At 58.7% G+C, this 26788-nt stretch carries 29 protein-coding genes and 4 pseudogenes; 10 read left to right on the top strand and 23 right to left on the bottom strand.

The features are described from left to right. Window positions 1-133: 133 nt before the first annotated feature. Window positions 134-745: a hypothetical protein gene (locus tag FHX16_RS28425; protein WP_259131708.1), complete on the bottom strand. Its 612-nt coding sequence runs from the start codon at window positions 743-745 to the stop codon at window positions 134-136. Here FHX16_RS28425 and FHX16_RS28430 point away from each other — a divergent pair. Further along, a pseudogene (locus tag FHX16_RS28430) lies at window positions 632-1324 on the top strand (IS630 family transposase); the annotation flags it as partial. The gene FHX16_RS28425 and the pseudogene FHX16_RS28430 sit on opposite strands and share 114 nt — an antisense overlap. A 166-nt stretch (window positions 1325-1490) precedes the next feature. Here FHX16_RS28430 and FHX16_RS28435 read toward each other — a convergent pair. The 5 genes and pseudogenes from FHX16_RS28435 to FHX16_RS28455 all read right to left on the bottom strand — a co-directional run. Further along, window positions 1491-1877 carry a hypothetical protein gene (locus FHX16_RS28435; protein WP_246712822.1) on the bottom strand — a complete coding sequence of 129 codons (387 nt, stop codon included), beginning with the start codon at window positions 1875-1877 and terminating at the stop codon, window positions 1491-1493. A gap of 471 nt (window positions 1878-2348) precedes the next feature. Then, window positions 2349-2612 (bottom strand): hypothetical protein, encoded by a 264-nt coding sequence (locus FHX16_RS28440; RefSeq protein ID WP_183864854.1) that lies wholly within the window; start codon window positions 2610-2612, stop codon window positions 2349-2351. Window positions 2613-2616: 4 nt separating this feature from the next. Then, window positions 2617-3429 (bottom strand): Ku protein, encoded by an 813-nt coding sequence (locus FHX16_RS28445; RefSeq protein WP_259131655.1) that lies wholly within the window; start codon window positions 3427-3429, stop codon window positions 2617-2619. Window positions 3430-3441: 12 nt separating this feature from the next. Beyond that, complete coding sequence (locus tag FHX16_RS28450) at window positions 3442-4353, bottom strand: Ku protein (RefSeq protein WP_183864856.1); 912 nt, start codon at window positions 4351-4353, stop codon at window positions 3442-3444. Window positions 4354-4969: 616 nt separating this feature from the next. After that, window positions 4970-5167 (bottom strand): annotated as a pseudogene (locus FHX16_RS28455) (Crp/Fnr family transcriptional regulator); the annotation flags it as partial. Here FHX16_RS28455 and FHX16_RS28460 point away from each other — a divergent pair. After that, the gene (locus tag FHX16_RS28460) at window positions 5090-5317 is read left to right on the top strand and encodes a hypothetical protein (protein WP_183864857.1); all 228 of its coding nucleotides are present in this window, start codon (window positions 5090-5092) and stop codon (window positions 5315-5317) included. The pseudogene FHX16_RS28455 and the gene FHX16_RS28460 overlap by 78 nt on opposite strands. Window positions 5318-5374: 57 nt before the next feature. Here FHX16_RS28460 and FHX16_RS28465 read toward each other — a convergent pair whose 3' ends face one another. The 6 genes from FHX16_RS28465 to FHX16_RS28490 all read right to left on the bottom strand — a co-directional run bounded on the left by FHX16_RS28465 (window position 5375) and on the right by FHX16_RS28490 (window position 10539). Then, entirely contained in the window at window positions 5375-6385 is a 1011-nt protein-coding gene (locus FHX16_RS28465) for an NADP-dependent oxidoreductase (protein ID WP_183864858.1), read from the bottom strand. A gap of 50 nt (window positions 6386-6435) precedes the next feature. Further along, window positions 6436-7239 carry an SDR family oxidoreductase gene (locus FHX16_RS28470; RefSeq protein WP_183864859.1) on the bottom strand — a complete coding sequence of 268 codons (804 nt, stop codon included), beginning with the start codon at window positions 7237-7239 and terminating at the stop codon, window positions 6436-6438. A 58-nt stretch (window positions 7240-7297) separates the two neighbouring features. Beyond that, on the bottom strand, window positions 7298-7726 hold the full coding sequence (locus FHX16_RS28475) for an organic hydroperoxide resistance protein (RefSeq protein WP_183758231.1): 429 nt from the start codon (window positions 7724-7726) through the stop codon (window positions 7298-7300). 206 nt (window positions 7727-7932) lie between these two features. Then, complete coding sequence (locus FHX16_RS28480; RefSeq protein WP_259131657.1) at window positions 7933-8580, bottom strand: isochorismatase family cysteine hydrolase; 648 nt, start codon at window positions 8578-8580, stop codon at window positions 7933-7935. A gap of 18 nt (window positions 8581-8598) precedes the next feature. Then, window positions 8599-9144 carry a hypothetical protein gene (locus FHX16_RS28485; RefSeq protein WP_183864860.1) on the bottom strand — a complete coding sequence of 182 codons (546 nt, stop codon included), beginning with the start codon at window positions 9142-9144 and terminating at the stop codon, window positions 8599-8601. Between the two features lie 72 nt (window positions 9145-9216). Further along, on the bottom strand, window positions 9217-10539 hold the full coding sequence (locus FHX16_RS28490) for an epoxide hydrolase family protein (RefSeq protein WP_183864861.1): 1323 nt from the start codon (window positions 10537-10539) through the stop codon (window positions 9217-9219). A 245-nt stretch (window positions 10540-10784) separates the two neighbouring features. On the opposite strand from FHX16_RS28490, the gene FHX16_RS28495 reads away from it, so the two are divergent. The 3 genes and pseudogenes from FHX16_RS28495 to FHX16_RS28505 all read left to right on the top strand — a co-directional run bounded on the left by FHX16_RS28495 (window position 10785) and on the right by FHX16_RS28505 (window position 15491). Then, entirely contained in the window at window positions 10785-13619 is a 2835-nt protein-coding gene (locus FHX16_RS28495) for a winged helix-turn-helix domain-containing protein (protein ID WP_183864862.1), read from the top strand. 346 nt (window positions 13620-13965) lie between these two features. Further along, window positions 13966-14644: pseudogene (locus FHX16_RS28500) on the top strand (IS21 family transposase); the annotation flags it as partial. A gap of 151 nt (window positions 14645-14795) precedes the next feature. Further along, entirely contained in the window at window positions 14796-15491 is a 696-nt protein-coding gene (locus FHX16_RS28505; RefSeq protein ID WP_183864863.1) for a type 1 glutamine amidotransferase domain-containing protein, read from the top strand. 898 nt (window positions 15492-16389) lie between these two features. Here FHX16_RS28505 and FHX16_RS28510 read toward each other — a convergent pair. The 7 genes from FHX16_RS28510 to FHX16_RS28540 form a co-directional block, all read right to left on the bottom strand. After that, a complete protein-coding gene (locus FHX16_RS28510; protein WP_183758242.1) occupies window positions 16390-16674 on the bottom strand; it encodes a copper-binding protein in 285 nt (94 codons plus the stop codon). A 25-nt stretch (window positions 16675-16699) separates the two neighbouring features. Beyond that, window positions 16700-17179: a plastocyanin/azurin family copper-binding protein gene (locus FHX16_RS28515; RefSeq protein ID WP_183864864.1), complete on the bottom strand. Its 480-nt coding sequence runs from the start codon at window positions 17177-17179 to the stop codon at window positions 16700-16702. A 29-nt stretch (window positions 17180-17208) separates the two neighbouring features. Then, on the bottom strand, window positions 17209-18558 hold the full coding sequence (locus FHX16_RS28520) for a multicopper oxidase family protein (protein WP_183864865.1): 1350 nt from the start codon (window positions 18556-18558) through the stop codon (window positions 17209-17211). 14 nt (window positions 18559-18572) lie between these two features. Then, window positions 18573-20036 carry a TolC family protein gene (locus FHX16_RS28525; RefSeq protein ID WP_183864866.1) on the bottom strand — a complete coding sequence of 488 codons (1464 nt, stop codon included), beginning with the start codon at window positions 20034-20036 and terminating at the stop codon, window positions 18573-18575. Further along, window positions 20033-20257, bottom strand: coding sequence for a hypothetical protein (locus FHX16_RS28530; protein ID WP_246712828.1), 225 nt, complete (start codon window positions 20255-20257; stop codon window positions 20033-20035). The genes FHX16_RS28525 and FHX16_RS28530 overlap by 4 nt, the downstream gene beginning before the upstream one ends. Window positions 20258-20348: 91 nt before the next feature. Continuing rightward, window positions 20349-20801, bottom strand: coding sequence for a hypothetical protein (locus FHX16_RS28535; RefSeq protein WP_183864867.1), 453 nt, complete (start codon window positions 20799-20801; stop codon window positions 20349-20351). A 319-nt stretch (window positions 20802-21120) separates the two neighbouring features. Then, entirely contained in the window at window positions 21121-21618 is a 498-nt protein-coding gene (locus FHX16_RS28540) for a cytochrome b (protein WP_183864868.1), read from the bottom strand. 153 nt (window positions 21619-21771) lie between these two features. Here FHX16_RS28540 and FHX16_RS28545 point away from each other — a divergent pair, with 153 nt between their 5' ends. The 3 genes from FHX16_RS28545 to FHX16_RS28555 are packed head-to-tail and all read left to right on the top strand — an operon-like array spanning window position 21772 to window position 22938. Then, window positions 21772-22101, top strand: a complete 330-nt coding sequence (locus FHX16_RS28545) for a hypothetical protein (RefSeq protein WP_183864869.1) — start codon at window positions 21772-21774, stop codon at window positions 22099-22101. Window positions 22102-22134: 33 nt separating this feature from the next. Continuing rightward, window positions 22135-22596: a DUF305 domain-containing protein gene (locus FHX16_RS28550; protein ID WP_246712823.1), complete on the top strand. Its 462-nt coding sequence runs from the start codon at window positions 22135-22137 to the stop codon at window positions 22594-22596. Window positions 22597-22605: 9 nt separating this feature from the next. Further along, complete coding sequence (locus FHX16_RS28555; RefSeq protein WP_183864870.1) at window positions 22606-22938, top strand: four-helix bundle copper-binding protein; 333 nt, start codon at window positions 22606-22608, stop codon at window positions 22936-22938. Window positions 22939-23242: 304 nt separating this feature from the next. Here FHX16_RS28555 and FHX16_RS28560 read toward each other — a convergent pair whose 3' ends face one another. The 3 genes and pseudogenes from FHX16_RS28560 to FHX16_RS28570 all read right to left on the bottom strand — a co-directional run. After that, on the bottom strand, window positions 23243-23470 hold the full coding sequence (locus FHX16_RS28560; RefSeq protein WP_183864871.1) for a hypothetical protein: 228 nt from the start codon (window positions 23468-23470) through the stop codon (window positions 23243-23245). Further along, entirely contained in the window at window positions 23470-23637 is a 168-nt protein-coding gene (locus FHX16_RS28565; RefSeq protein WP_348649652.1) for a DUF2933 domain-containing protein, read from the bottom strand. The genes FHX16_RS28560 and FHX16_RS28565 overlap by 1 nt, the downstream gene beginning before the upstream one ends. Window positions 23638-23653: 16 nt before the next feature. Continuing rightward, window positions 23654-23908: pseudogene (locus FHX16_RS28570) on the bottom strand (haloacid dehalogenase); the annotation flags it as partial. A gap of 80 nt (window positions 23909-23988) precedes the next feature. Here FHX16_RS28570 and FHX16_RS28575 point away from each other — a divergent pair. Both FHX16_RS28575 and FHX16_RS28580 read left to right on the top strand, forming a co-directional pair. Then, window positions 23989-24276: a hypothetical protein gene (locus FHX16_RS28575; protein WP_183864873.1), complete on the top strand. Its 288-nt coding sequence runs from the start codon at window positions 23989-23991 to the stop codon at window positions 24274-24276. Between the two features lie 225 nt (window positions 24277-24501). Beyond that, entirely contained in the window at window positions 24502-25497 is a 996-nt protein-coding gene (locus tag FHX16_RS28580) for a methyltransferase (protein ID WP_183864874.1), read from the top strand. Window positions 25498-25514: 17 nt separating this feature from the next. Here the strand turns inward: FHX16_RS28580 and FHX16_RS28585 are convergent, their stop codons facing one another. Further along, a complete protein-coding gene (locus FHX16_RS28585; protein WP_183864875.1) occupies window positions 25515-26759 on the bottom strand; it encodes a PHB depolymerase family esterase in 1245 nt (414 codons plus the stop codon). Window positions 26760-26788: the final 29 nt, after the last annotated feature.

Below are 26788 nucleotides of genomic sequence, written 5' to 3' on the forward strand. Positions count from 1 at the left end.
TCTGTTCGTCTGTGAAACGGCTGCGCTTCATTCCCTGGTCCTCTCAATGGGCCAGAGCTTACTTCAAAATGGATTATTTCAACGGGGCAAGGTCAAAAGCTCCTCAGCTATTCAACGAAAAATACAGGTTGGACTAGATATCTCGCGGATGAAAGCCGTCCGCGACACGCTTGGGTAGCTTGGCGTCTCGTGGCAATACCAGCGGTATTCGCGTCGTTGACCGATCCCTCCTCTTGGCCTGCTGACGAACTTCGAACATCGTGCTGGGATCGAAGACCTTGAGTACGGTCATGAACGCCGACTTTTGGCCTTCCAGGATCAGAGCTTCAGCCCTGATCGCCTCAAGCCGCGCCTCCAATTCGGCCAGCTTGCCTTTCAATTCCTCGACGACCGACACCATACAAACCAACTCCGACAGAGTTGGAGGTAACAATTTTAACGAGAAATGGGCCGTCGTGACCTCTGCTCGCTTTGAGGCTGCGGCGGCTGGCCTTAGCCTAGTCACCCTGGAACCAAAATAAGCTTCATTTTGTTCGGCTTCTGTTAGAAGAGCAGGAGTTGATTGATGGTTGGCAGGCAAGCAGGCCTCGTCGTTCTGAGCGACGCGGATAGAAATTTCCTGTAATCTCAGGTGCGCCGGCATAAAGCGCCGCGCTCCTTGTCGGATCGATGCCGGATGGTCTTGTTGTGCGCGCAGGATCTGCAAAGCAAAGACGTTGCCGAGCGTCTCGGGGTCCACGAGCATACGGTTGGCAAGTGGCGCCGCCGGTTCCTACAAGATGGTATTGAAGGGCTGACAGATGAATATCGTGCCGGTCGACCACGAACTGTCTCTGATGCCCAGGTTGCTCAGGTCGTCGAGCGTACATTGAACACCACTCCCAAGGATGCCACGCACTGGTCCATCCGTTCGATGGCAGCCTCCAGTGGACTTTCGCATACCACCATCCGTCGGATCTGGACAGCATTTGGCCTGCAGCCGCATCGCGCCGGGACATTCAAGCTTTCCTCTGATCTGCTCTTCGTCGATAAGGTGCAGGACATCGTCGGACTTTACATGTCGCCTCCGGACCGGGCGGTCGTGCTTTGCGTGGATGAGAAGTCACAAATCCAAGCCCTGGATCGCGAGCAGCCTGTGCTGCCTATGGCGCCGGGCGTCGCCGAACGGCGCACTCATACCTATGTCCGCAATGGCACGACCGCCCTGTTCGCGCTCGACGTCGCGACTGGCGCCGTGATCGGTCATTGCTACAAGCGTCACCGAGCGACCGAATTCCTCGACTTTTTGAAGCGGATTGACGCCGAAATGCCCAATGGGCCGGCTGATCTGTTCCCGGCGAGGGAGGCCATGACCTCTTTTGGATCCGCGTGAGTTCAATCAGCGCCCGTCTCCTGGGAAGACGAGCATTCTTTGTCCCCATCGCATAGGCCCGCGCATCACCGCGCTCGATAAGGGCTTTGGCAAGATCGCGCCTTTTGCGGACGATCGTTCAGCTTTTCGATGTCGATGTTATTGAAAACTTTGAGAAGCCCATACGCTCGGTAGCGATTCTGATAAATTCTACAAGACGGCTCTTTTCGGCCCGATGCCTAGAGCGCATTTCCGCCGCGGCATTCACGATTTCATCTCGTCTCGCTTTGGGAACGAGAACCTCCACCCCTACGATGTCTGATGCTCCTCCCGTCTCTCGGTACTTATTGATGCGATGATCCATCAAAGGCATGCCGGCAACTCCCACACACAGCAAATTATCCGGGATACGCATCAGGCTTCTGATGGTTGGCTTTATCTTGGTTGATTTCGCCAGCTCAAAAGCCATCGGTTCTGTTGGGCACCCCTTGCTTGTCGTGACGGTAATTCGCAGAAAGACGTTCATCCCCGCGACCAGCAAACAGGCTTCAGCGACATCAGGGGAAACAGTGGTTGGGGGAAGGCTCGAGAGGGGTCCGGAGCCTTCCCTAACGCCAATGCGCCTGTTTTCGGGAAACAAGCCTAACGAGTGTATCGTTAGATCGTTGCCATGGATACTGACACAATGTGAGTAGTCCATAGCCCCAGAAGGAGCCCTGCCTCAACAAGAGCAGACGGAGCAGCTAGGCGGCTAGTTCGAGGAATAACGGAGAAGTGCGCACCCGTTCTTCCGGCGCCAAACAAAACAAGTGGGTTCTGTTCCATGGTTATAAAATAGCCCTGCGTTAGGGCGGGCCAGAGATCCTGGCGATGCCACCCAAAGGGTTGCTCAAAACCCTTATGTATTCATCCTGAAGTTCGTGCTCATTGTTCCGTTGCGGTCTTTTAACACACTTGCCCATCTCCGGAGCCATCATCAGGGCATTCGAAGGTCGCCTCAATGAAAGATGTCGATAAACGGTTGGTCATGATCGAAATTTCCGTTGCTGGCGGCGTCGTATGAATTGATACTCCGGCCGCCGCCCCGCGTTCCGAAGGCCGTCAGCTGGACCAGGATCGCGCGAGCACGTTCTACTGCGGCCTTTTCATCGACGTTGGCGCAATCGCAAACAAGGACCGTCACTGCGTCGCCATCATGACTTCGAAACTCGATCCTCCAGCCGTTGTTCTCATGGGCAACCCTGGTGTCTGTCAGATGCATCCCATCACCCCGCTTTTCGGCCCTTGAGATCAGCTTCGACACTCTTCCGCAGAGCTTCCATGATGTTGACGACGTTCGATTTCAGTGCGGTTTCGGCCGTTTTTCCCTTTGCCGTCTTCCTCGGCTTCAGCGCTTTTTTCTTTGTCTCTATGAGCTTCAACAGGCTGGTCTGGATCGGGTCGCTGGCCATATCCGGCGACCAATGAGCCGACTTCTGTTTGATGAGCTTCTGAACGAGAGGGACAAGGTCAGGATCCGCTTTGGCGGCGATATCCTCGAAATAGCTTTCTTCCGGTCTTACTTCATCGCCGAACCGAAGCGACCAAAGCACAATGCCGTCCCCTCGGGGCTCGAGGATGACGGCGCGCTCGCGGCGGCCCATCACCAGTTTCGAGACACCCACGACCTTGTCGGCCTTCATGGCATCTCGGATGACGGCAAAGGCCTCGTTACCAACAGCGTCATCCGGCATCAGGTAGTGCGGCTTTTCCAGATAGACCCATTCGATGGTGTGGGCCGGAACGAATTTCTCGATATCGATGGTTTTCACGGTATCTAGCGCGACGCGATCGAGATCGTCGTCGGTGAGAATGACGTAGTCGTTCTCACCGCGGGCATAACCCTTGGCTTCGTTCCCATCTTTCACGGGCTTCCCGGTCACGGAGTCAACGTACTGGGAGACCACCCGGTTTCCCGTATCCTTGTTCAGCGTATGAAAGCGGACCTTCTCGCTCTCGCTCGTGGCCGGGGTCATTGCCACCGGGCAGGTGACCAGTGACAGCTTGAGGTAGCCTTTCCAATAATGACGCGGTGCCATGCCTCGATCTCCTTAACCAGTCTTGCGAAGCGCAGAAGCACCGGAAGTGGCAGTTTTTGGAGCCGACTCGCGTGTCGCGCGCTGTCGACCCGGACCTCGATTGGCGTTGGCTGCGGAGCGTTTCGGCTTGTCGGCGGCGGCAGCCTTCATCATTCCTGCGCTTTCCCGGAGGGCGGCCAGCAGGTCGTTCGGCTTCGACACCTCCACCTTCTTCGGTTTCGGGAGCGACCGGCCTTCCATCTTGGCTTTCACGAGATCGGCGAGGGCAGCCTCATAGCGATCGTCGAAAGTCGCCGGGTCGAATTCGCCCTTCTTCGTCGCGATTATGTGCTTGGCAAGATCGAGCATCTCGCCCTCAATCTTCAACCTGGGTATTTCCTCGAATGCTTTCTTGCTGGAGCGGACTTCATAGTCGTAATTGAGGGTAGTGGCGATCAGACCCTTGCCGTGTGGGCGTATAAGAACGGTCCGCATCCGACGGAAGAGGACAGCTCTGGCGATTGCTGCGACCTCAGAGTTTTTCATGGCATCGCGCAGGGCGACAAAGGCGTCCCCGCCCAACTTGTCGGGCGCGAGATAGTAGGGCTTGTCGAAATAAACATCGTCCACGTCGGAGCAGGGGATGAAACAGCCGACCTCCAGGGTCTTGTTGCTCTCGGGGATCGTGGCAGCCACCTCCTCGGGATCGATGATGAGGTATTGGCCGTTTTCGATCTCGAACCCCTTGGTCTGCTTCTCCTTTGGCACCGGGTCTTCCGTCTCGCTGTCGATGAAGATTCGGTTGACCCGGTTCCCGGATACCTTGTTGATCGTGTTGAAACTTATGCGCTCTGACGTGCTGGCCGCCGTGTAAAGCGCAACGCCGCAGCTCACTTCGCCAAATTTGAGGAAGCCCTTCCACTGGGCACGATGACCCGCTGCCATACGCTCTACTCCGAATCTCTCGACAGCGACTCAAAGCCCGTCCAAGGGATTCGTTCCGATTGGAAACGAATCATTTTCAATGTGTTATGGAGATCTCTTCAAATTTTGATTCCAGGGGCCGCGTGCGATTTGACCGAACTCGTATGTGCTATCAGCCGGAGATGCGGCCGGGGGGCACGCCTGCACCCTCCACCGCTCCCTCCGAGGTCCGCCGCCTGCGCTCAATAAGGCGTCGGTGACCATAGGCGCAAATCTACGCAAGGGGAATCCGCAACAGGAGATCTGCCGTCACGTCTTGTCGGATTGTAAGTGATCCACAGGGCGGCCACTCGGTCGGAATTCCGGGATAGGAGCGTAGATTTACAGTGTGGATAACCTGTGGGCAGGCGGTGGACGATGTGTGAAAACGTGGGCTGGCGAGATGGGTCGTTCGTGATGGGGATCTTGCGGAGCATATGCGAATCCGCTGAAATGCGTTTTGTCGGACCACGGCCTCCGCCGCAACGCTGCCGTTTACGACCTAAGGGCGCTCCGACTTGAGTTCGAGTAGCGCCCTTTTCTTTCGCTTATTCATCTGTTTCAAGGGGCATTGGCTACCCAGGGCGAATGTCTGTTCCTAATCCCGCGCGCCTTCTGCAAGGGTAAGCAACCTCTGAGGATCTCGGACCGTCATCTTTTGGCCTCCGCCTTCAACGATCCCCTTCGATCCCCACGCGCTCAGGATTCGGGAGACCGTATGGAGCGTCGTGCCGGTCGTTTCGGCAATATCCTGTCGCGAGATGGGAAAGTCGATGTGAATTCCCGGCCGCTGTCGGATCGCCCGCCGATGAACTGGGCGCCGGTAACTGTCATCATCTTCCTTTTGAAACTGCGGCGGGCACGTCTCGGCACGAGGCCAGACGGACGTTCCTCTCGCCTTGAAGGTCTGCGGCCAATACGGAGCGACCAGTACGACCTGTCTTAAGGGGAGAGCGACAAAAAGTATTACTTTTGTCGCTGTCGTGAACGCGATATCGGGCCCTTATGAGACGCGTACCAAAAGCTTGCCGAAATTGCTGCCCTTGAGCATTCCGATGAAGGCCTCAGGAGCGTTGTCGAGGCCGTCAACCACATCCTCGCGGTACTTTATTTCACCCACGGCGACGAGCGGACCAAGCTCCTGTTGAAACGCTTCATAGTGCGTGGGGACGAACTCGGTGTTGATGAAGCCCCTCAACAGGAGACTACGTCGCAGGATCGCCGACATCGTCGCAGGAAGTCGGTCCTGCTCGCCAACAACAGATCCATTGTACTGGGCGATCAACCCGCAGACGGGCACCCGGGCATAGAGGTTCAGCAGCGGAAATACAGCATCCCAGACGTGGCCGCCGACGTTTTCGAAGTAGACGTCTATGCCATTGGAGCAGTTTGCTGCCAGCTCCGAGGCGAAATCCGGCGAGCGGTGGTCGACCACGGCGTCGAAGCCGAGTTCGGTCTTGACGTAGTCGCATTTATCGCGGCCACCTGCGATACCGACGGCTCGCGCCCCGACACGCATGGCAAGTTGGCCGACAAGCGAGCCCACCGGACCGGAAGCGGCGGCAACCACAACGGTCTCGCCCGATTTGGGCTGGCCGATCACCTTCATCCCGCCATACGCGGTGAAGCCTGGCATACCTAGAACACCAAGCGCTGTGGAGGCCGGTGCTCCGTAGGTGTTTACCCGTTTGACGCGTCTCGCATCGATGACTGCATGGGTACGCCAGCCTGTCATCGCCCGGACAATGTCGCCCTCCCTGAACTCCGCGCTCCTAGACTGCATGACTTCGCAAACGGTCTCGCCTTCCATGACGCCGCCGACGGGCACCGGCTCGGCGTAGGATTTGGCGTCGCTCATGCGACCACGCATATAGGGGTCCAGCGAGAGGTAGAGCACGCGAAGGGAGACCTGGCCGTCGAGCGGTGCTCCAACGTCGATCTCCTCGGTCCGGAAGTTTTCTGGTCCGGGTGTGCCAGTGGGCCGGCTGGCCAAGACGATAGCTGTCGATTTCATGGAGTTGTCCTTTCGATGCAACGTGGCCATGCCGGCCCTTACGAAGTCGCTTATGCTCGAGCTGCGGTGAGGTAGCGCTGTGCGGGTTTGTTCAAGGAAATCTTGGGGATCAGATTCCGCCGCGCGGTGTCGTAGGCGTCCCACTCGGAAACATCCGGCAAGGACGGCAACGTGATCAATTCACCGAGATCGAGGCCGGCAAGGGCCGCATCGACGGCGTCTTCGGCGTGCATGACCGCTCGTTCCGGCAGATGGTCGAGTGATCCTCCGGATGCCTTCCAGAACGCGGTAGCGATTGCCCCCGGAAGCACCGCCTGGAAGCGAAGTCCACTCCCTGAAAGCTCCTTATCCAGGGATTGCGTCAATGCGACCACGAATGCTTTCGACGCTCCGTAAACACCGTTGAACATGCCAGGAGCCAACGCGAGAGCGGACGCGAGATTTATGACTGTGCCGCGCTTGCGTTCGACGAAAGCCGGGACGGCCGCATAGACCAAACGGGTCAAGGCCACGATGTTGATCTCGATCATTCGCTCCATGTCGTCGACGTTCGCTTTCAAAAGCGGTTCGACAGAACCTACGCCCGCATTGTTGACGAGCATGGTGATCGAGGAGTTGTCCTTCAAGACAGCCTCGACACGACGGAGGTCCTCGGGGCTACCCAGGTCGGCCTGAACGGTCGCGACCGATCGACCCGTTGCGTCGACGATTGTCCCGGCGACGGTGGCCAGGGCTTCCTTTCCCCTGGCCACCAGGATGAGGTCGAAGCCTCGCCGAGCGAGCCTGTCGGCGTAGATCGCCCCGAGGCCGGAGGAAGCGCCAGTAATCAGCGCTGTACCGTTTGCGGAAGTCATTGCACGCACTCCTTGCTGGTTCGGCCGCTCGGCCGAGATGTTTCTGTTTGAGTTGCGTTCAAACGAGCTTGATCGTGACGGCGATGTTTCCGCGCGTAGCCCTGGAATAAGGGCAAATCTGATGAGCCTCTTCGATCAGTGATTGGGCGACGTCACGCTCCACGCCGGGGATGCCAACATGCAGGCGAGCGGTCAGCGAATACCCGTCGGTGTCGGACAGATTGAGATCGACTTCTGCGTCAATCGTCACATCGCCACCGAGCGTGATGCGCTTCTTCTGCACGATGAGCCCGATGGCGCTCTCGAAGCAGGCCGACCAGCCTGCCGCGAAGAGCTGTTCCGGGTTGGTCCCTATACGCGCCGTCCCCGGTACCCCCAACCGGACATCGAGACGCCCGTCGGAACTCCGCGCGACGCCATGTTCGCGTCCGCCGGTAACGTGGGTCTTTGCAGTGTAGAGAACTTTGGAATTCGCTTTCTGGTCCATGATGCACTCCTGTTTGCTTTCGTTGCGTATGAGGGGCGAGGTTGGCTTTATTGATCCGGCGTCAGCGACGTCGATGATCGTTTTGGCGAATGCGGATGGCGCTTCCTGAGGCAGGTTATGACCGATGCCTCCACTCCTTCGTCGCGGGGTCGCCGGCCCTTTGGGAGATGGCAGAGGGCGGACGTGCCGCCCTCTGGCGCGTTTGACTATGCGGCCGGTGCCACAGTCGCCATGGCAGCGAAGGCTTTGAGGATTTCCTCCGTCGTCACGATGGCGCTGGCGTAGTTCGGCATGTTGATTTCCAGGGCCGCGTGCATCATTTCGTCGGAGTAGTCGGCGACAGCGTCCTTCACGACGGTGACGTCGTATCCGAGTTCGGCCGCGAAACGGACGGTCGCTTCGATGCAGGTGTGGGCGATGAGCCCGATGACGATCAGCCTGTGGATGCCCCGCCTTTTGAGCTGGTTGTCGAGGTCGGTGTTGGCGAAGCCGCTGGAGCACCAATGCTCTGAAGCCACAACCTCGCCCTTGGCGGGCACGAACTCCGCCCTGAACTCACCGCCCCAGGTCCCGTATTCGAACGACCGCCGGTTCCATGCCATTTTCTGGATGGGGGCAATGTACTTCCAGTTTTCGTAGTCGCTTTCGCGGTACCTGTGGTGCATCGCGAAGAACACCGGGACTTTCACCTGCCGGGCCGCCTTGAGGATTTGCTCCATGTGCGGGACGCAGTTGTTGGCTTCGGCGACATCCTTGATGCGTGGCCAGATTTTGCCGCCCTCGGAGATGAAGTCGTTGTACGGATCAACCACCAGGAGACCAGTGATGCCGTGTTCGTAGGAGAGTTCGGACATTGTTTCCTCCGCTCGCCCTCAGGCGGCCTTCGACGCTTGCTGGCTGCGAAGCGCGTGGCGTTCGATGCTGGCTGCGAACAGCGGCGTCTCGCCCTTGTTGTGGGCGATCGACATCGGCTGGCGCTGTGTGCGGAAGATTTCGAAAGGGATGCCCTGCCGATCGAGGGATGCGAGCATTTCCTGGGTCGCAAAGGACTGCACCCGGTTGGTGAATTCGCAGCGATCCTTGTCGATTGCCTTGACGCTTAGTTCCCAGGTCACGTGAATGGTTACCCGGCCCGTCGGCGTGAACACATCTGAGTCGGAATCAAGGATCAGATGATCCTTTTCGCCGAGCGTTTCGACGTAGTGCTGTACCATCAGGCTGCCGCCGATCGTTTCGACGTTGATCGACATGCGCGTTCCGTCCGGCGCGGTCGTGAAGCCGGCAGCGATATGGGCGGGCGAGCAGCCCTGGTATTCCTTCTCGGGCAGCGTGAAGCACCAGGTTGGAATATCGATCTTCTCGATCGGCGCGTTGATGATCGCGGTGAAGCTGGAATCGACGATCTGGTTGTCTGACATTGTCTTTCTCCTTCATGCATGGGGGTTGGAATGCTGAATTGACTGCGGCGCGGGGGAACGCCGCAGATCTGGTCAGATCGATTTGCGGAGCGGCTTGAAGGCGGCGCGCAGATCGGCCGTGAGAAGCATCGGCTGCTCCCAGGCTGCGAAGTGGCCACCCTTGGGAGGCCGGTTGTAGAAGATGAGCTTCGGGTAGGCCTTCTCGGCCCAGCTCTGGGGGGCCTGGTAAATTTCGTCAGGGAAGGCACTGACCGCCACCGGAAGCTTGATGCCGCGCGGGTCGAAGAAGCCACCAGACGGGAAGTGCGCGTTGTCCCAGTAGAGACGGGCGGAAGAGATCGCCGTGTTGGTCAGCCAGTAGAGCGTGACGTTGTCGAGAACATCGTCCTTGGTCAGCCCTTCTGTTTTACCGTCGAAAACGCGAGCGATCATGTCATAGCTGCGGATGTCATGGTCGAGCATCCATGAGGCAAGCCCGATCGGTGAGTCGACGATGCCGTAAAGCGTCTGCGGCCGGTTATTCATCTCGATGGCGTAGCCAAGACCATTCTTGTAGAAATCGTCGAGCTGATCCCATGCACGTTTTTCATCAGGCGAAAGGCCGGTGGGCTGGCTGCCGGCGGATAGTGCCTTGGATATGTCGGCGGGAACGGTTGCCGCCATGTTGGTATGGATGCCGAGCAATCCCGGAGGTTCCTGCACAGCCATCAGTTCGGTAACCGCATTGCCCCAGTCGCCGCCCTGCGCGACGTACTTTGCGTAGCCGAGGCGTTGCATCAGCACCGCCCAGGCCTTGGCGATACGTGGTGGATTCCATCCGGGCTCCGTCGGCTTGCCGGAGAAGCCGTAGCCGGGAAGCGATGGGATGACGACATGGAAGGCGTCTTCGGCACTGCCGCCGTGCGCGGTCGGATCGGTCAGGGGCTCGATGATTTTGAGCTGTTCGATGATGGAACCGGGCCATCCATGGGTAACAAGGATCGGCAGGGCGTTCGTGTGCTTGGATTTCACATGGATGAAGTGAATCTCCAACCCGTCGATCTTCGTGGTGAATTGCGGGTAGGAGTTCAGTTTCGTTTCGATTTTGCGCCAGTCGTAGTGCTTGGCCCAGTGGTCGGCGAGCTTCTTGATGGTAGCGAGCTGGACGCCCTGCGAGTGATCCTTGACCGTCTCAGCATCCGGCCAACGCGTGGCGAGGACGCGGCGATGAAGGTCCTTCAGCGTCTCGTCGGAGAAATGTACGTGGAATGGCGTGATTGTGTCGCCGCTTTGAGAGGCCGCGAGCAAATGAGAAGGTAGAAGAGCACCGGTGCTAGCAACTGCGACGCCGAGCGAAGCGGCAGCGAGGAACTTGCGGCGATCCTGATCGACTTCTTCGATAACCTTCGTATGCATGGTCGTCTCCTGTGTGTCCGTTTCGGCTGCACCTTTGTGCTGTCCAAAACCTACGGCAGGAGGCGGGGAAACGCCCGTTATGCGTTATTAGATGTTGTTAGGCCCGAACTCGCAGCGTGCTAACAGTTAGCTGTGTTCGCCGCATACGGTGTCTCGTAGTTTTCTATACCTTCGCGTAGTGGCGGAGCGCGACCCGGTGGACTAATGTCCGCCGGGCGTTGGAGCGTCGGCTTGAGGGATTGGTCATGGCGGCCGCAGTCGGGGATAGCACAGGAGTCCGCTTTGGGCCGTTCAAACTGGCGGTAAACGAGCGGATGCTGACCAGGGAGGGAATCCCGGTGGAACTGGGTGGACGCGCCCTCGAGATTCTCATAGCGCTGGCGACGTCTCCGAACGAAGTCCTCAGCAAGAAGGAGCTGATGGACAGGGTCTGGCCGGATGCCATCGTTGAGGAGGGAAGTCTTCGGTTCCATATGGCCGGCCTGCGCAAGGCGCTTGGAGACGGCCAGGATGGAGCGCGCTACATCGCCACGCTTGCCGGGAGAGGCTACTGTTTTGTCGCTCCCACCGAACGGGCGCTCCCCGACGAAAACGACACCTCCACGCCCAAAGAGTCGTTTCCTCATGCCAACCTTCCTCAGCGGCTCGGCCGCATGGTGGGCCGTGATGTCGACGTCATCAAACTAGGCGCGCAACTGGTGGGCTCACGGCTCGTCACGATTGTTGGCCCGGGAGGTGTCGGAAAAACGACGGTTGCAATTGCCGCTGCGCATCAGGCGGCGGACGCTTTCGCCGGACATGTGCTGTTCGTAGATTTGGGCGTTATTTCCGATCCGAAACTCGCGGCGACGACAATTGCCGCAATGCTCGGACTTCCGGTCCAAGCCGAAGACGCGACACCCGATGTCATCAGGTTTCTCAGAGAAAAACGCCTTCTTCTGATCCTCGATACCTGTGAGCACCTCGTGGAGACGATCGCCACCATTGTGTCGTCCATCCTCGACGCAGCGCCGCACGTTCACATTGTCGCGACGAGTCGGGAAGCATTGCGGATCGACAATGAACGCATCTATCGGCTGGATACGCTGGCTTGTCCGCCCGAAGCCACCGCAGCCATCGCGGAGTATCCGGCGGTCCAGCTATTCGTCGAACGTGCGATAGCGGGCGGTGCCCAACTGAATGGAAACGAGGCGGAAGCGGCGATCGTAGCCGATATTTGCCGGAAGCTTGACGGGGTAGCGCTGGCCATCGAACTGGCCGCCAGACGCGTCGAGACATATGGTCTTGAGCAGACGGCCGCCTTACTCGATCAAAGGCTGACGCACCTTTGGCAGGGATTGCGCACGGCACCGCCTCGCCATCAAACGCTGCAGGCGACGCTCGACTGGAGCTACGGACTTTTGTCCAAACCCGAGCGGGCGGTTCTGCGCAGGCTCGCAGTATTCGTAGGCAATTTCCCGCTCGATGCCGCCCTGGACGTGGTAGCGGACGAAACTCTCGAGCGCGCCTCCGTTTTTGCCGCCATCGACAGTCTGGTGGAAAAGTCGATGGTGGCCGCCCGTCCGATCGGCGCGATGATGCGTTATCGCCTTCTCGATACCACACGCGCCTATGTGATCGAACTCAGCGAGGAAGACGAGCGGGAGGAACTGGCGAGGCGGCATGCCGCCTACTGCCGCCTGTGGTTCGATCAGAACGGCAACGAATGGACATCGCTCTTGACCCCGATGGAGCGCGCGCCACACTTCAACGCTGTCAACAACGTCCGCAGTGCCTTGGAATGGTGCTTCGGAGGAAAAGGCGATGTATCGTTAGGGGTTGGCCTGGTTGCTTCGGTCGCTCCAGTCTTTCGTGCCATGGGCCTGCTTCCCGAATGCCAGCGTTGGACCGAGCGCGCCCTACAGTCGTTGGACGACACGACGCGCGGCAGCGTCGAGGAAATGCAGCTTCAGGCGACGTTCGGCGTCTCGGTTATGTTCATGAGAGGCCACAACGAAGTATCGTCTTCGGCGCTGAAGAGAAGTCTGGAGATCGCCCAAGCGCGAGGCGACCTGTTGAATGCCGCTCGGCTGCACGGCCCGATCTACTTCTTCCACTTGCGGAGCGGGGAGTTCCGCCGGTGTCTGGAATACGCCGAACGTTGCTCCGCAATTGCGAGCCAGTTCGACGATCCGGCAGCAACCATGCTTTCCAAGGCGCTACTCGGTCTCTCCTATTGTCTGGTTGGACGCCTTGAGGAGGCCCACGCGACCTTGGCACCGATTGTCGGACCAGGTTTGCCGGCAGCCAGCAAACAGATGCACTATGGTTTCGATCATTATACGTGGGCGAGGATTGGATGGTCTACGAACCTCTGGCTCCAGGGCAATGTCGATCAGGCGCGCGCGGTGATCCGACAATGCTTCAAGGATGCGGAGACAATGCGTCATCCCGTCTCGTTCGCTATCTCCCTAAGTTCGATCGCCACACTCCTCTGGATCGGTGATCTCGATGTCGCCGAAGAGCATTTGATACCTTTCATCGCCCGTGCGAAGACGCAGGCTTTCGGCCCTTATCTCTCCATAGGACACGCCTATCAGGCTGAGATTGCGATCCGCCGCGGCGACGCCGAGGCTGGGGTCGCGGCGCTACAAGAGCAGCTCGAAATTCTCCATACACAACGCTTCGAACTCTTCACGGTACGGTTCCAATTCGTCATCATTACGGGGTTGGTGGCTCTGGGACGATTTGCTGATGCCTGGTCGCTTTCGAAGGAAAGCGAACAACTGATCGAAGAGAAGGGCTATTACTCCTACCTACCGGAGCTTTTGCGGCTCAGGGGGCAAATCGTTTTCAGGGCACCCGAGTTGAGCAACATGGATACGGAGACCTACCTCGCGAAGTCGTTGGAACTAAGCCGTAGCCAAGGCGCTGGAGCCTGGGAGTTGAGGGCGGCAACTGACATGGCCACGATTTGGCAACAGCAGGGTCGCGCCGCGGAGGCTGAGGGCCTGCTCAGACCAATCTACGAACGTATGAAAGGGGGCAGGGAAGCTCCAGCCCACCGCGCGGCCGCGGCGTTGATCCAAGACCGCTTCTGATCACCTACTCCTTGCACGGAACCGTCGGTGCGACAGCGGTAGCATGGAACGTCAGATAAAGATTAAGGGACTGGTCAGCCTCAGAAGCCAGCGAGTGTTGTCGCCACTGACGACATTGCGACAGCAACTCTTCACCGCACCATCGACGGCGAAGTCAACATCCGGACGTGAAGACTGCTATCGGCACTGTCATTGAGTTTCAGTACTCTGCGATCCGATGGTGTTGGTGGTCGACGGCATGCCTCTCAAACGATACTTGTCGTCGTTCCGTCAGGAATGTCGGGAGAAATGAGAAACTGCCCAACGAAGCAAGAACTGACCCCTCGTGTCAAACGAGGAGAGTTGGATGACGAGCGAGATTTTATTGCATCTCCATTGTCGCGAACGATGCAGGGCGGGGATATGCTTCAGGTTGAGTTGGTGGCAATGTTGCGACTACATGTTCTTGGTTGGGTGCCAAGCGGCTGTCCAAGGAATTTGCGTGCGCGCGCAACACGGTTCGCCGATATTTGCGGGAAGGCGGCGTGTCGCTTTTCAAGAAACCTGTTCGGCGCAGTTCGTTTGACGGGCTGGACGATTGGTTGCGAGAACGCTTTTTCCGTCATGACGGCAATGCGGATGTAATACGCCAGGAGTTGGCGATCGAGCACGGGATTGTCATCGGCCTGCGTTCTGTAGAGCTTCGAGTTCGGCAGTGGCGACGGAAGTTGTAGGCTCAGAAGCGTGCGACAGTTCGGTTCGAAATTCCACCAGGTCGCCAGTTGCAAATCGACTTTGGCCAGACGTGCGTATGGGTCGCCGGTGAGCGGCTTCGGGTGTACGTGTTTGTCGCAGCGTTGTGTTACTCGAGACGCATACATATCCGAGCCTCGTTGCGAGAGGGGCAAACCGACCGGTTCGAAGGACTGGAAGGTGCGTTCCTTCGATTTGGTGGCGTTCCCAACGAGGTGTTGCTGGATAATGCGAAGCCGCTGGTCGAGCACCACGATGCGGTCAGCCGGGAAGTGCGGTTCAATGCGCGATTGCAAACTCCAGACACCTTGAGGACTTCCGAACGGTCCGCCATTACCATTCGGTATCGCCGATACCATCGTTCAAGTGCAATGGCGCCGGGCGACGCGCATACTCCGGCTCGTGCAGCATTCGACTGCCGAACATTGAGCGAGGAGCCGACAGATGAAGATTTTGATGGTTTTTACATCACACGACATTCTAGGAAGCACCGGCCGGAAGACGGGTTTCTGGCTGGAGGAGGGTGCTGCCCCCTACTTTGTATTCCGCGACGCGGGGATCGACCTGACCCTTGTTTCGCCTAAAGGCGGACAGCCTCCCGTCGATCCGAAGAGCGATCTTCCGGAAAACCAGACACCAGCGATGGCGCGATTCAAGAAGGATCCAGCCGCGCAACAGGTTTTCGCGACGACGAAGTTGCTGAAGGACGCGCGTTCCGATGGATTCGACGCCGTATTCTACCCGGGCGGCCACGGTCCAATGTGGGATCTGGCCGAAGATCCTGACTCAATCAAGCTAATCGAGTCCTTCTACGACTCCGGCAAGCCCGTCGCCGCCGTCTGCCACGCACCCGGTGTGCTCCACCATGTTACCTATCGGGGCGAGCCGATCGTGAAGGGAAAGCGCGTTACGGGTTTCACCAACACCGAGGAAGAAGAGGTTCAGCTCACTCACGTCGTGCCTTTCCTCGTAGAGGACGAACTGAGACGTCTGGGCGGAATCTATGAAAAAAAACCCAACTGGGAACCCTTTGCGATCACGGATGGACGTCTGATTACGGGCCAGAACCCTGCGTCATCGACTGCCGGCGCTCAAGCGTTGGTGAAGCTCCTTTCCAGCGGTGTGTCCACAGCGACATGAGCCCGTGGTGACGGATTGTGGTCGCAACATCCGAGCTTGCGGCCATTTAAATTACGTGAACCTGGAGGTTTTCACATAATAGAAGAAATTCAGACACTTATTGCCCCGCACGAGCGAGAAAACCACCATTGCAATTACCAGATAAATTTCACCGCACCGCTCTTCACCGAGGACTCCCGGGAGATGTTGTTGAACGAAGCGGCACACGCCTCTTTCAAGGCATCGACCCTGGCTGCCAAGCCGAGCGGTTGTCTTCTGAGGGATCGCGGGCTCTCTGACTGATGACCTGCAACGGGGCGATGGTTGCTACAGCATGCACGTGTTCGACGTCCTGGACAACGCAAAGGCGAGTGACCTCAAGGGCGGAGCGTTGCGACATAATGCGGACCTTCGATATCGACCGCTCTCTGAGCAAGGAATCCCACTCACTCCGGCTCGGGAGGGCTACATGTGGGGACCGCCAATTCTATTCACGGCTCTTGTCAGCTTGGCGGCGTCGAGTATTGGCGCTGACCTTCCCCCATTTCACACGTCAATCTTCTCGGCGGATTGTCTCGGTTGCCTTGTCGGTGCGATCCGTCACCGCGTTTCGGTCTCGGGAATATGACCGTGATGTCACTATCAGGCTGACCGAGCGGCTGAGTAACGGCAGGACCATTTTTATCGATCATGGAAATCATGACGCGCGGGTCAAGTGTCTGCCCGGGAAGGTTTTCGTGGGTGGCAAGGAGTACCTTCCGCTGCCAAGTCAGGCGACTCTCGACTGGAAAGAGGACCTCGTAGAATCGCTATGCACCCGCCAGGTGTCCTAGTCGGCTAACTCAAACCGACGGACCTTCGCGCCAATTAGCTGTCTTCGTCGCGCCCGGGCCGGTTTTCAGCGGCCCGGGCGCACTATTTACTTGACCTGCGTGACGGTCAGCTTGCCATCAACGCGCTCGGCAACGAACTCGATGTTCTGGCCCGCCTTGAGTTTCTCAAGTATGGCCGCATCCTTGACCCGAAAAACCATTGTCATGGCGGGCATGTCGAGGTTCTTCAGGTCCTCATGCTTTATGGTGATCTTCTGCCCTTTCGCGTCGACTTTGTTGACGACGCCCTTGGTGAACTCCTGCGCGAATGCTCCAGCAGCGGCGCTGACGGAGAGCAGGAAGGCCAAAGCGAGTTTGATTGCGATCTTCATGTTAGTCTCCTTTTTTGGGGGGCGCTTACTTGGCGGCGACGGTGACGTCGCCGTGCATGCCAGCCTCGTAGTGGCCGGGGATGAGGCAGGCAAACTTGAAGTCGCCGCCTGTGGTGAACTTCCAGATGATCTCGCCAGACTCACCCGCCGCCAGGCGAATTGCGTTGGGGTCGGCGTGCTCCATCTCAGGGAACTTCTCCATCACCTTCTTGTGCTCCAGGATTTTACCTTCTTGGTCGAGCACGAACTCGTGGTCGGTTTCCCCAGCATTCTTGATGGAGATTTTCACCGTCTGGTCCTTGCGAACCTTAATGACAGCAGGCTGGAACAGCATCTTGCCGTCTTCGGTCTCTTTCATTGTAAAGCGGATGGTCTGCGTGACCTTCGCCTTATCGCCGGGTTCACCAACCGCCATCTTTTCCCCATGCCCACCAGCGTGGTTGCCGGAGGCCAGTGCGGGGGAGGTGACGGCGGCGAGAGCCAGTGCAAGTGCGTAAATTTTCATGTCAGGTCCTTCGTTGCTGAGGATGTGCGTCAACCGTGTTTCATCGGCTTCGGCGTGATGGTGGTGTTTGCGTCTGTGGCCTCGGGAGCGTCCGGCAGTTCGCCGGTCCACTCCCAGGCTTGGGTCCCGGGCGGGTTTTCGTACCAACCCGGATCGGAGTAATCGTCGGCCGAGATGCCCTCACGGACTTTCACGACCGAGAACATGCCCCCCATCTCGATGGGCCCGTGGGGACCCCAACCGGTCATCATGGGAATGGTGTTCTCGGGGATGGGCATTTCCATTTCGCCCATGTCAGCCATGCCTTTGGTTCCCATCGGCATGTAATCGGGCTGCAGCTTGCGGATTTTTTCGGCTACCTTCGACTTGTCGGCACCAATGAAGGTCGGGATGTCGTGGCCCATTGCGTTCATGGTGTGATGCGACTTGTGGCAATGGATCGCCCAGTCCCCGAGGTACTTGGCATCGAATTCGTAAGCCCGCATCGCCCCGACGGGGATGTCGATGCTGACCTCCGGCCACCGCGCTTCCGGCCGCACCCAGCCTCCATCCGTACAGGTGACCTCAAAGTCATAGCCGTGCATGTGGATCGGGTGGTTGGTCATCGTCAGGTTGCCGACGCGGACACGCACGCGGTCGTTCTTGGAAACGACAAGCGGGCTGATGTCGGGGAAAATGCGACTGTTCCAGCACCACATGTTGAAGTCGGTCATTTCCATGACCTTGGGCACATAGGTGCCGGGATCGATGTCATAGGCGTTGAGCAGGAACACAAAGTCCCGGTCGACCCGCATGAACTTTGGGTCCTTGGGGTGGATGACGAAGAAGCCCATCATGCCCATCGCCATCTGGACCATCTCGTCCGAGTGCGGGTGGTACATGAAGGTGCCGGACTTCACGAGATCGAACTCGTAGACAAATGTCTTGCCGACCGGGATGTGCGGCTGCGTGAGACCGCCAACGCCGTCCATACCCGATGGCAGGATCATGCCGTGCCAGTGGATCGTCGTATGCTCCGGCAGTTTGTTGGTGACGAAGATACGAACACGGTCACCTTCGACGGCCTCGATGGTCGGTCCTGGAGATTGTCCGTTGTAGCCCCAGAGGTAGGCGGTCATGCCATCCGCCATCTCTCGTTCCACCGGCTCGGCGACAAGGTGAAATTCCTTGACGCCATTGTTCATCCGATGGGGAAGTGTCCAGCCGTTGAGGGTGACAACCGGCTGATAGTCAGGGCCCGAGGTCGGGTGCAGTGGAGGCTGCATATCCGCCGACGCCATTGCCGGAGCGTCCGGTAGGCCCATCGCGGACGTCTTGGTCCAGGCTCCGGCTGCCACCAGGGCTGCACCAGCGCCAAAAAGTTGTCGTCTATTGAACATCTGAGTGCCCTTTCTCAATGAGCGCCGCCGCCGCTTTCGGAGGCCGAAGCAACCTCGGTCTCGGCTGCCGCCGCAGACGAGCCGCCGCCATAGACAGCGGGGGCAAGGTTCGCGTCGGCCAGCCAAAAATCTCGCTTGGCGTTGACGGAAAGCAGGATGGAATTGATCTTGTCCCGAGTGTCGGTGAGCAATTCGAAGGTGTTGGTGATCATCCCGTTGTAGGTGAGCAGGGACTCTTCCTCGACCTTGGTACGCAGCGGCACGACGTTGTTGCGGTAGTGCCGGGCGATGTCGTAGTTGGAGCGGTAGGCCTCGTAGGCCGATCTTGCCTCCGAACGGACATTGACGGCCTTCTCCGCCAATTGGTTCGCGGCCCGCATGTAGCCAAGCTCGGCCTTGCGCATCCTTGCCTTGCCGGTGTCGAAGATGGGGATTGAGAACTCCAGCTCGCCAGCGGCAGTGGTTTCCCACTTCTTCTTCCCGTCCTCGACTTCGCGTTCGGCTTCGAAGCCTGCGAGGATTTCCAGGTCCGTGACGTAGCGGGTGGCCTCGGTCAGGCCATAGGATCGCGCGGTGGCCTCCAGCTCCAGGCGGGCGACCTGAAGGTCAATACGATTTCTGAGGGCTTCGGTCTCTATTGCGTCGCGCTTGGCAAGCGACCGTGGCAGTGCCGGGAGACTGTTTGGAACCTGGTAATCGACATCTGTGCCCCATAGGCCCATCAGTCTCGTGAGTTCCTCCTTGGCAAGACGAGCCGTCAGTCGAGCCTTCGCCGTTTCGCCAGCCAGCTCGGCAACGAAGACATGCTCACGGGCTTGGCCGCTTTTGGTCATAGCGCCTGTTTCTCCGAGCTTTTCGGCGAGTTCCGACGCTGCGTCGGCGGCTGCTTGTGCTCGTTGCAGCTGACCGACGTTTTCCCATGCGGCGACGGCGTTGATCCAGGCACGACGGGTTTCCGCTGCGAGCTGCAGGGTCCTAACGGCAGCGTTCAACTGAGCCTGCCTGAAACGGGTGTCGGCGATTTCGATGTCCCGTTTCTTCGTCATCAAGGCGAGAAGGTTTGTGGTGATCGCCCCCTCGATTGTACGAAATGCCTCAAGTTCCGGCGCACCGACCCCCGAGAAGCCTACAGAAACCGTCGGGTTCAGCAGCATCGTCGACTGCCAGGCATCTGCCGCGCTGTCGCCGAGGTCGGCGTAGGCTGCCTGCAGGCCCTTGTTGTTGATGAGCGCGACCTGAACGGCTGTCTCGGCGTCCAGCACCTTGTTCCTGCCAAGGATGGCCCTCACGCGAGAGGACGTTGCCTGTGCCTGCTGTTGGTTTTGCACCCAGACAGTCTGTTTAGACGTGACACCACCGACTTTGGCAGAGACCGTGGAAAAGCCCGCTTCCTTTCCGGCGTATTCGGCACTGCTGACGCAACCGGCCAGAACCAGTGGAATAGCTGTCAGGACTACCGCTCTCCTGATCGCGATCATGATTGGTCTCCGGTCTTCGGAGACAGCTGCTCGTTTTGTTGCCGCCACGGCTTGGGATCGACAGGCTGGCGGGCAACGAAGCCAGAGATTGGCGAACGGTATCGAATAGGACGCACCGAGTACGTCTGCTGGACGTCCGCCGACGCAATAACATCGGGAGGGGTGGATGCGCAGCCGCCAATCAAAAGGGGCAGCCCCACCACAAAAAGGGAAGGTTTCATTTTGAAAAATCCGAATAGCAGAAGTCGACCGGCAGGCGCGGCTGTCGCCACGGCATGCCTTCCGGACCCGTCAGGACGGGCTAATCGCTATTCAGATATTAGGCGGTCGATACAGAGGCGGCAGCTCGCCAACGAGACTTTGATCGTTGACGAACTGCCGGATCGAAGACACGACGGGTCCGCCTACGTCGTGAGCTTCACAAACAATGCCAAAGCCGCCGCAGAAATCCTTGCAGCACTGCTGTTTGGAGAACTGGTCGTGATCGCCCGTGGATGACCCGTGATCATGCTGCTGGGAAACATCTTGAGCCGCCGCCTGATCACCGGACATCGAATGATCGTGACCGGACATGCCGTGATGATCGTGAGACATGGCACTATGGTCGTGCCCGCTCGCGGCAATTGGTGACGGCAATTCGGGGAAAGCCGATCCATGCATGGCGGCATTTGCGTTGGACAAGGTGTATCCTGCCAGCGATACGATGATCACCAGCCGCACGAATATGAGCAGTCTGCTCAGTGCGATTCGATACATTTTGCCCATTCCCAAGAGCTACAGCCAAAGCGGCCTCGCTTCAATTGCGCTCCCGAACGTTTCAAAGATTCGCGACCATTGTGAGGCAGTCATGGGGGCGTGTACGGCTTGCCACCGTTGGAAGGTCAACATCTATTTTGCTGAACCGCCTGCAATTTCGGACGGCAACGAGTTTGAGGGAGGCGACCCCGGCTTTTTGCAAACCACCCCTCCGCTGTGGCCTCCCACTATCCTCCCAGCAGAAGAGGATAGGAAGAGACTAGGACTAACCGCTCCCCTCGCCATCGGACTTGGGTCCAACAATGCGGTTAGCGTCTGACCTGACGGTTCAGGTAACCGGCTCGTCTGTGCGGGGAAGGATTATCCGGTCGATTGTAGCGTCTCGCTTGATCAACGTATGCCAGGCAGCAGCGGTGAAGTGGATCGCGACCATCATCAGGATCACATTCGATCCGATGGCATGAAGCGGGGCGACGGAGAAGGTCAAATAGCTGGCGACGAAACCAAGTGCGGCTTGACCGATGATCGCTGTATAGAAGGCAATGTGGAGGGCTGTCGCGAGCAGGTCGGCGCGTGTTAGCGGCGTTGCTTTTGTAGGCGGCTGCATAATCCTCAGGAGAAGCCGCAGGACCATCAACCCGCCGATGACAAGCCCTGCATAGTTGTGGATCAGATGCTGCAGAACGTCGGTCGCCGACGGCTGCACGCCCATGTGCACCGCATGATGGGTCCGCTCAATACTACCTCCAGTGAGGTACTGTATCGGCAGTAGTCCAGCGATAACCCAGTGCAAGGCGATCTGGTAACCCCTGTAGCCTTTGCGCATTCGATCCCCTCCAATTGCCGTGGAGAGTGCCGTGACTCTGTAAAAATTGGGTATCCACTTCGCGCTCCTTGGTTGCTTTCCAAGCTTCCCAGCCCATATCGCCCTCAGGAACAAAATTCTGCTTTCGCAGTGGAAGCGAAAGGGAAATTCGCAGTGAGCCGTATTCGTAGCAAAATGGCCCATGCCATAATCGCCCTGGCGTTGAGCTTGATGGTGATCGCGGCGATGGCCCCGTCGGTGAACGCTGGTTCGCTGGGCGGGCAGTGCGTGCATGCCTACTCAGGCTCACATGATGAAAAGCCGGATACGATACATGTAGGCGCATGCTGCACTGACATGCATTGCTGTCCGCTTATGCCGATCGTCGTGCTCTCCGGTGCGTCGCTGCGGTTGGGAGGCATCGTTTTCCCGGGACACGCGGCAGCAAGCCCGCTCCTGTTGATCAGGCCAATCGATCCGCCGCCGAGAGACGTCGCGGTCTGACGTTTCGATCAACCCAATCTTTGGAGATTTCCGATGAAAACGAAGTACCTTTTGACGGCTTTCGCCGCGTCTTGCCTGTCATTTGCAGTGCAGCCTTCTATCGCCCAGGAAATGACCCTTCCCGAAAAATGCAAGGGGATGGACATGGCCAACATGGGCACGGCGTCCGGCGGCGGGATGAAGATGGACATGTCTTCTGGCGGTGACGTGAAGATGGATATGCCCATGGATAAAATGGGCGATTACCAGAAGGCCGTGATGGACGGCATGAAGTCGATGCACGACGACATGATGACGGGAATGATGCAGAAAGACCCCGATGTGGCTTTCGTCTGCGGGATGATCGCCCACCACATGGGCGCAATCGCCATGTCCGAGGCCGAACTGAAGTACGGCGATAACAAAGCGGCGAAGGACATGGCGAAGAAGGTCATCGCTGCGCAAAAGAAGGAGATCGCGTACATGACCAAGTGGGTCGAGAAGGAAGCCAAGTAGGAGCCGGTCATGCACCACCAATCGGAACAAATGAAGCGTTGCATCGAGACCTGCCTGGCTTGCTACCAGGAGTGCCTATCGATGGCGATGACCCACTGTTTGGAAATGGGTGGCGAACATACGAAGCCTGACCATTTCCGTCTCATGATGGCTTGCTCGGAAATGTGCCGTACATCGGCGCATTTCATGTTGCTCGGCACACCGCATCATAAGCACACCTGCCGTGAATGCGCGGAAATCTGCCGGGAATGCGCTGCTGACTGCGAGCGCATCGGCGACATGGAAAGCTGCGTTGATGCTTGCCGACGCTGCGCGGACAGCTGTGAGAAGATGGCCGCCTGAGGCCGTCGGGAGGGCCGGGTGACCGGCCTTCCATTCAGGTTCTTTTCGGAGACTGTGGGAAGTGATTGCCCGCCTCCGACGTCATTTTTGATACGCACCACCTGGCGTACGCTTTTGCCGGAACTCCGCCCAGCCAGCTACCCACCGGGCTGAGGGAATGCGAGTATTGAATTTTGACGATTACCGGGTGCCTTCCGAGATCGGCCTGATGACGAAGTCCATAGGAGTCGATGACGAGGAACTTCGGACGGCCGAGCGTTTGCCACGGCTTCCGCCACGGTGGGTGCCATTCGGTGATGATCTCCTAGACGAACAGCTCCATGCCGAGAACCTTGCCGCGCATCTTTACGATGGAGCCGACGACTTGCCCGTTCCCGGCATCGACGTCGTATCGCATGGTGGCACCCAGCATCATTAGCGAGCGCTTCTGCAAATGGGCTTCGACAACGGTTGGGTCGTCAAGGAACGCGAAGACCTGCTGGGGCGGAGCCAGTAGGTCGTTGGTGCTTATCGCAGAGTCCTCGTACGTCATCACGCGCCGTCCTTGTGGTCATGACCTCCATGGCCACCGTGTCCATGGAACAGGTGCATCAGCGGACATGCCAAAAGAAGAAGGTATGGGGCGATGCCAAGCGCGTGCGGCCACTGCTTCCGGAGCATGATGAACACGACGATAATGCCAAGTGATGCCGCAATCAAAATCAAGGTGTGCGAATAGGGAGCTGCCGACGACGCTCACGGACGACAGGGCCATGGCGGCTGCGGCAATGATGGGGGAAAGGAGGACTGCGAAGACGGGGTAGAGAACCCCCGCCGCTATTGGCACGCCAGCGGCGTTGTAAATGAAGGCGAAGAACAGGTTCTGACTGATGTTGCGCATCGTCGCCCGGCTAAGCTGCCTTGCCCTGACAATGCCTTGTAGATCGCCCGTCAGCAGGGTTACCCTCGCACTCTCGATGGCGACGCGGGTGGCCGCCAGCCGGGGCGAACGACGCCGAGGCGGCCATCGCGCTCGCCCGCCGCGCAATCGTTGCCGGCGACGAGGATGCAATGTCGCTGGCGAGGGCCGGCTTTGTGCTTGCGATGGTGGCACGCGACTATGATGTCGGTCTTCACGCAGTGCGCCGCGCCCTCGACCTCAATACCGGCGCGGGATACGTGGTTTTCACCGCCGCCGCAGCGCTGGTTTTCGGCGGAGACCCGAGCGAAGCATTTGGACTTGCCGAGCACGCCATGGCGTTGAGCCCGCTGGATTCCGGCCGTTTCATGTTTTTGACGATCGCCGCACTTGCCGCCCTCTTCAGCGGCCGCCTCGAGCAAGCCATTGGTCACAACTAACGCCCACCTCGACCGCATCGAGGAGGCTCAAGACGCGCTTTCCAAGCTTCACTCCCTGTCTCCCGGATTGACTCACGACGCTCCGACGCCTACCGCTCAGGAACCCGGTCTCAATGGACCTAATTCTGAACGGATTTCGGAAGGCGGGCCTGTCGGATTGAAGGCAGCAGCCTAGTTGCGCTTGCTCAATTCTGTTAGCGTTACGCACACAGTCGAGGAGAATCCATGTCCAGCGCGTCGCAGCAGATCATGAGGCTCGGATTCGGGTTCGCTGTGTCACAGGCACTGCGGGTCATTATCGAACTCGGCGTCCCCGATCTTTTGGCCGACGGCGAGCGGTCGGTGGATGAACTAGCGGCCGCCACTCAGTCAGACGCTGACCCGCTTTATCGTGTAATGCGACTTCTCGCGCCTGAAGGGGTTTTCAGGGAAGTAGCGCCCCGACATTTCGAGTTGACGGAGGTCGGTGCCGTGCTGCGCTCCGATCGGCCGAGTCCGCGTGACTTCGTCAGTATGATCAATAGCGAGGCATATCTTGCCTTCGAGCAACTCCTGTATTCTGTCCGTACAGGAAAGCCAGCCTTCGACAAGGTGTTCGGGAGCCCAAGGTTTGACTGGCTGTCGAAACACCCCGAGCAGGCTGCCTTGTTTCAGCGTGCTATGGTCGCTGTGAGCCAAGGCAGCAACGAGGCCGTTGCCGAAGCTTATGACTTCACCCCGTACACGAGGATCATTGACGTAGGGGGCGGACATGGTCAGCTTCTCTCGGCGATCCTAGCCCGCAACCCCCATCTGCGCGGCGTGCTTTTCGATCTGCCTTCGGGCGTCGCGGCGGCACATGACGGTACCGGAGGCGACCTGCCGCGCACCGAATTTATCGCTGGTGATTTCTTTGACGGCCTTCCCAGCGGTGACGTCTACGTCCTCAAGAAGGTCATTCACGATTGGGACGATGGGCGTGCTATGGCGATCCTGCGAAATTGCCGAAAGGCGATGCTACCGAACGCGAAGGTGCTTGTGGCAGAGACGCTGATCCCGCCGGGTGACGAACCGAACCACATTAAAGGTATCGACGTGGTCATGCTCGCCGTCACCGGCGGCTTGGAGAGGACGGAGGCACAGTATGCAAGCTTGTTCAACGCCGCCGGGCTACGGCTTGAACGGGTGATTGAGACCTCAGGACCCATTTCCATTATCGAGGGGTCTCCCGTCCACGCGTAAGGGTCTCATCGTGTGATTTAGTTTCGCCTTAGCCTAAGATGCTCGAGGAAGAAACGAACCATCTCTGCTGAGGCATCCGGTCCATAGGAGTCGGTGTAGGAGCCGCTGCCATGGCCGCCCGACCAGGCATGTCCGGCACCTTCGACGAGCCAGTGTTCCACCGTCGATACCCCATTTGGGTCGGCAACAATTGTTCTCGTATAGGTCCGCCCGCCTGCGGAACGGCCCGTTTGCGTTTGGGTTGTCGAGCCTGCCGGAGTGGCTGCCGTCACGATCCGTTTGGCGTTGGAAGGATGAACCGTCCGGTCAGCACTTCCCTGGAAGACTATGGTGCGAACCAGCTCCATCGGGCGAGCACTGCGCTCGGGCCGGGATATAAAACCTGCATCCCCGCGCATGACGGAAAATGCCGACATGACGTCGTTTGCCGATCCATAGGGCAGTCCAGAGTGGATGCCCACTGCGGCATAGAGATCGGGATAGGTCTCGCCCATGACGGCCGCCATCGCGCCGCCCGCTGAAAGGCCGGCGACGAAAACCCGGCCGCGATCGAGGTTGAATTCAGACATGAGCTCCGCGGTGATCCCCGCAATGATCGCAGGTTCTCCAGCCCCGCGCATCTGATCCGTCGGCCGGAACCAGTTCCAGCAGGACGAGGCGTTGTGCGCCCCGGTCTGGCCGGGATAGGCGACGAGCAGGCCGTGTGCCTCGGCAATATCATTCATGCGCGTGCCAACGGCAAACCCATCTGGGTCTTGCTTGCAACCGTGAAGCATCACGACAAGCCCGCGCGGCTGGTCATGCGCGGATGCCGGTATGTAGAGCTTGTACTCTCGTCGGCCGGCCGCGCCGGTAAAGGATCGGATGAGAAATTGTGCCCCGTCTGCAACCGCAGGATAGGGGCCATGTTTGGCCATGTCTGGCGGAGTTGAACCCGACATCGATCCGAACGCGCTGCTCGCCGACCGTCCTTCACGCAGGATGCGTAGAACCTCTCCGAGGGGCTTTCGCAACCTTTGCGAGGTTGCAGCCCCGCTCAGCCCTTTCGTCGGCTCGATGACCTCTGCGGCGGGATCGATCGGAAAAGGTTTTGACCGGCCTTTTGATGGAGCAGGGGTAATGTCCGGGTCTGCTGTCCCGTGAGTGCCGAACGCTGGAGGGCCCGCAAGTGCAACTTGGATCACGCGTGTCGCCTCGGCGAGGTTGAAGGCGCGTGTGGATAGTGTTGCCCGGCGCATGGATGCTAGGAAATCCTCGTTCATGGACATGTCCTTGCTGGTGTTGCCGTTGC

It is taken from the genome of Rhizobium sp. BK661 (genome assembly GCF_024808825.1).
Lineage (GTDB): Bacteria > Pseudomonadota > Alphaproteobacteria > Rhizobiales > Rhizobiaceae > Rhizobium.

What these genes read in the sequence shown, in the direction of transcription:
- FHX16_RS28425 (WP_259131708.1), bottom strand. Translation starts at nt 745, where the DNA reads ATGCTCGTGGACCCCGAGACGCTCGGCAACGTCTTTGCTTTGCAGATC.
- FHX16_RS28435 (WP_246712822.1), bottom strand. Translation starts at nt 1,877, where the DNA reads ATGAACGTCTTTCTGCGAATTACCGTCACGACAAGCAAGGGGTGCCCA.
- FHX16_RS28440 (WP_183864854.1), bottom strand. Translation starts at nt 2,612, where the DNA reads ATGCATCTGACAGACACCAGGGTTGCCCATGAGAACAACGGCTGGAGG.
- FHX16_RS28445 (WP_259131655.1), bottom strand. Translation starts at nt 3,429, where the DNA reads ATGGCACCGCGTCATTATTGGAAAGGCTACCTCAAGCTGTCACTGGTC.
- FHX16_RS28450 (WP_183864856.1), bottom strand. Translation starts at nt 4,353, where the DNA reads ATGGCAGCGGGTCATCGTGCCCAGTGGAAGGGCTTCCTCAAATTTGGC.
- FHX16_RS28460 (WP_183864857.1), top strand. Translation starts at nt 5,090, where the DNA reads ATGGAGCGTCGTGCCGGTCGTTTCGGCAATATCCTGTCGCGAGATGGG.
- FHX16_RS28465 (WP_183864858.1), bottom strand. Translation starts at nt 6,385, where the DNA reads ATGAAATCGACAGCTATCGTCTTGGCCAGCCGGCCCACTGGCACACCC.
- FHX16_RS28470 (WP_183864859.1), bottom strand. Translation starts at nt 7,239, where the DNA reads ATGACTTCCGCAAACGGTACAGCGCTGATTACTGGCGCTTCCTCCGGC.
- FHX16_RS28475 (WP_183758231.1), bottom strand. Translation starts at nt 7,726, where the DNA reads ATGGACCAGAAAGCGAATTCCAAAGTTCTCTACACTGCAAAGACCCAC.
- FHX16_RS28480 (WP_259131657.1), bottom strand. Translation starts at nt 8,580, where the DNA reads ATGTCCGAACTCTCCTACGAACACGGCATCACTGGTCTCCTGGTGGTT.
- FHX16_RS28485 (WP_183864860.1), bottom strand. Translation starts at nt 9,144, where the DNA reads ATGTCAGACAACCAGATCGTCGATTCCAGCTTCACCGCGATCATCAAC.
- FHX16_RS28490 (WP_183864861.1), bottom strand. Translation starts at nt 10,539, where the DNA reads ATGCATACGAAGGTTATCGAAGAAGTCGATCAGGATCGCCGCAAGTTC.
- FHX16_RS28495 (WP_183864862.1), top strand. Translation starts at nt 10,785, where the DNA reads ATGGCGGCCGCAGTCGGGGATAGCACAGGAGTCCGCTTTGGGCCGTTC.
- FHX16_RS28505 (WP_183864863.1), top strand. Translation starts at nt 14,796, where the DNA reads ATGAAGATTTTGATGGTTTTTACATCACACGACATTCTAGGAAGCACC.
- FHX16_RS28510 (WP_183758242.1), bottom strand. Translation starts at nt 16,674, where the DNA reads ATGAAGATCGCAATCAAACTCGCTTTGGCCTTCCTGCTCTCCGTCAGC.
- FHX16_RS28515 (WP_183864864.1), bottom strand. Translation starts at nt 17,179, where the DNA reads ATGAAAATTTACGCACTTGCACTGGCTCTCGCCGCCGTCACCTCCCCC.
- FHX16_RS28520 (WP_183864865.1), bottom strand. Translation starts at nt 18,558, where the DNA reads ATGTTCAATAGACGACAACTTTTTGGCGCTGGTGCAGCCCTGGTGGCA.
- FHX16_RS28525 (WP_183864866.1), bottom strand. Translation starts at nt 20,036, where the DNA reads ATGATCGCGATCAGGAGAGCGGTAGTCCTGACAGCTATTCCACTGGTT.
- FHX16_RS28530 (WP_246712828.1), bottom strand. Translation starts at nt 20,257, where the DNA reads ATGAAACCTTCCCTTTTTGTGGTGGGGCTGCCCCTTTTGATTGGCGGC.
- FHX16_RS28535 (WP_183864867.1), bottom strand. Translation starts at nt 20,801, where the DNA reads ATGGGCAAAATGTATCGAATCGCACTGAGCAGACTGCTCATATTCGTG.
- FHX16_RS28540 (WP_183864868.1), bottom strand. Translation starts at nt 21,618, where the DNA reads ATGCGCAAAGGCTACAGGGGTTACCAGATCGCCTTGCACTGGGTTATC.
- FHX16_RS28550 (WP_246712823.1), top strand. Translation starts at nt 22,135, where the DNA reads ATGAAAACGAAGTACCTTTTGACGGCTTTCGCCGCGTCTTGCCTGTCA.
- FHX16_RS28555 (WP_183864870.1), top strand. Translation starts at nt 22,606, where the DNA reads ATGCACCACCAATCGGAACAAATGAAGCGTTGCATCGAGACCTGCCTG.
- FHX16_RS28560 (WP_183864871.1), bottom strand. Translation starts at nt 23,470, where the DNA reads ATGACGTACGAGGACTCTGCGATAAGCACCAACGACCTACTGGCTCCG.
- FHX16_RS28575 (WP_183864873.1), top strand. Translation starts at nt 23,989, where the DNA reads ATGTCGCTGGCGAGGGCCGGCTTTGTGCTTGCGATGGTGGCACGCGAC.
- FHX16_RS28580 (WP_183864874.1), top strand. Translation starts at nt 24,502, where the DNA reads ATGTCCAGCGCGTCGCAGCAGATCATGAGGCTCGGATTCGGGTTCGCT.
- FHX16_RS28585 (WP_183864875.1), bottom strand. Translation starts at nt 26,759, where the DNA reads ATGAACGAGGATTTCCTAGCATCCATGCGCCGGGCAACACTATCCACA.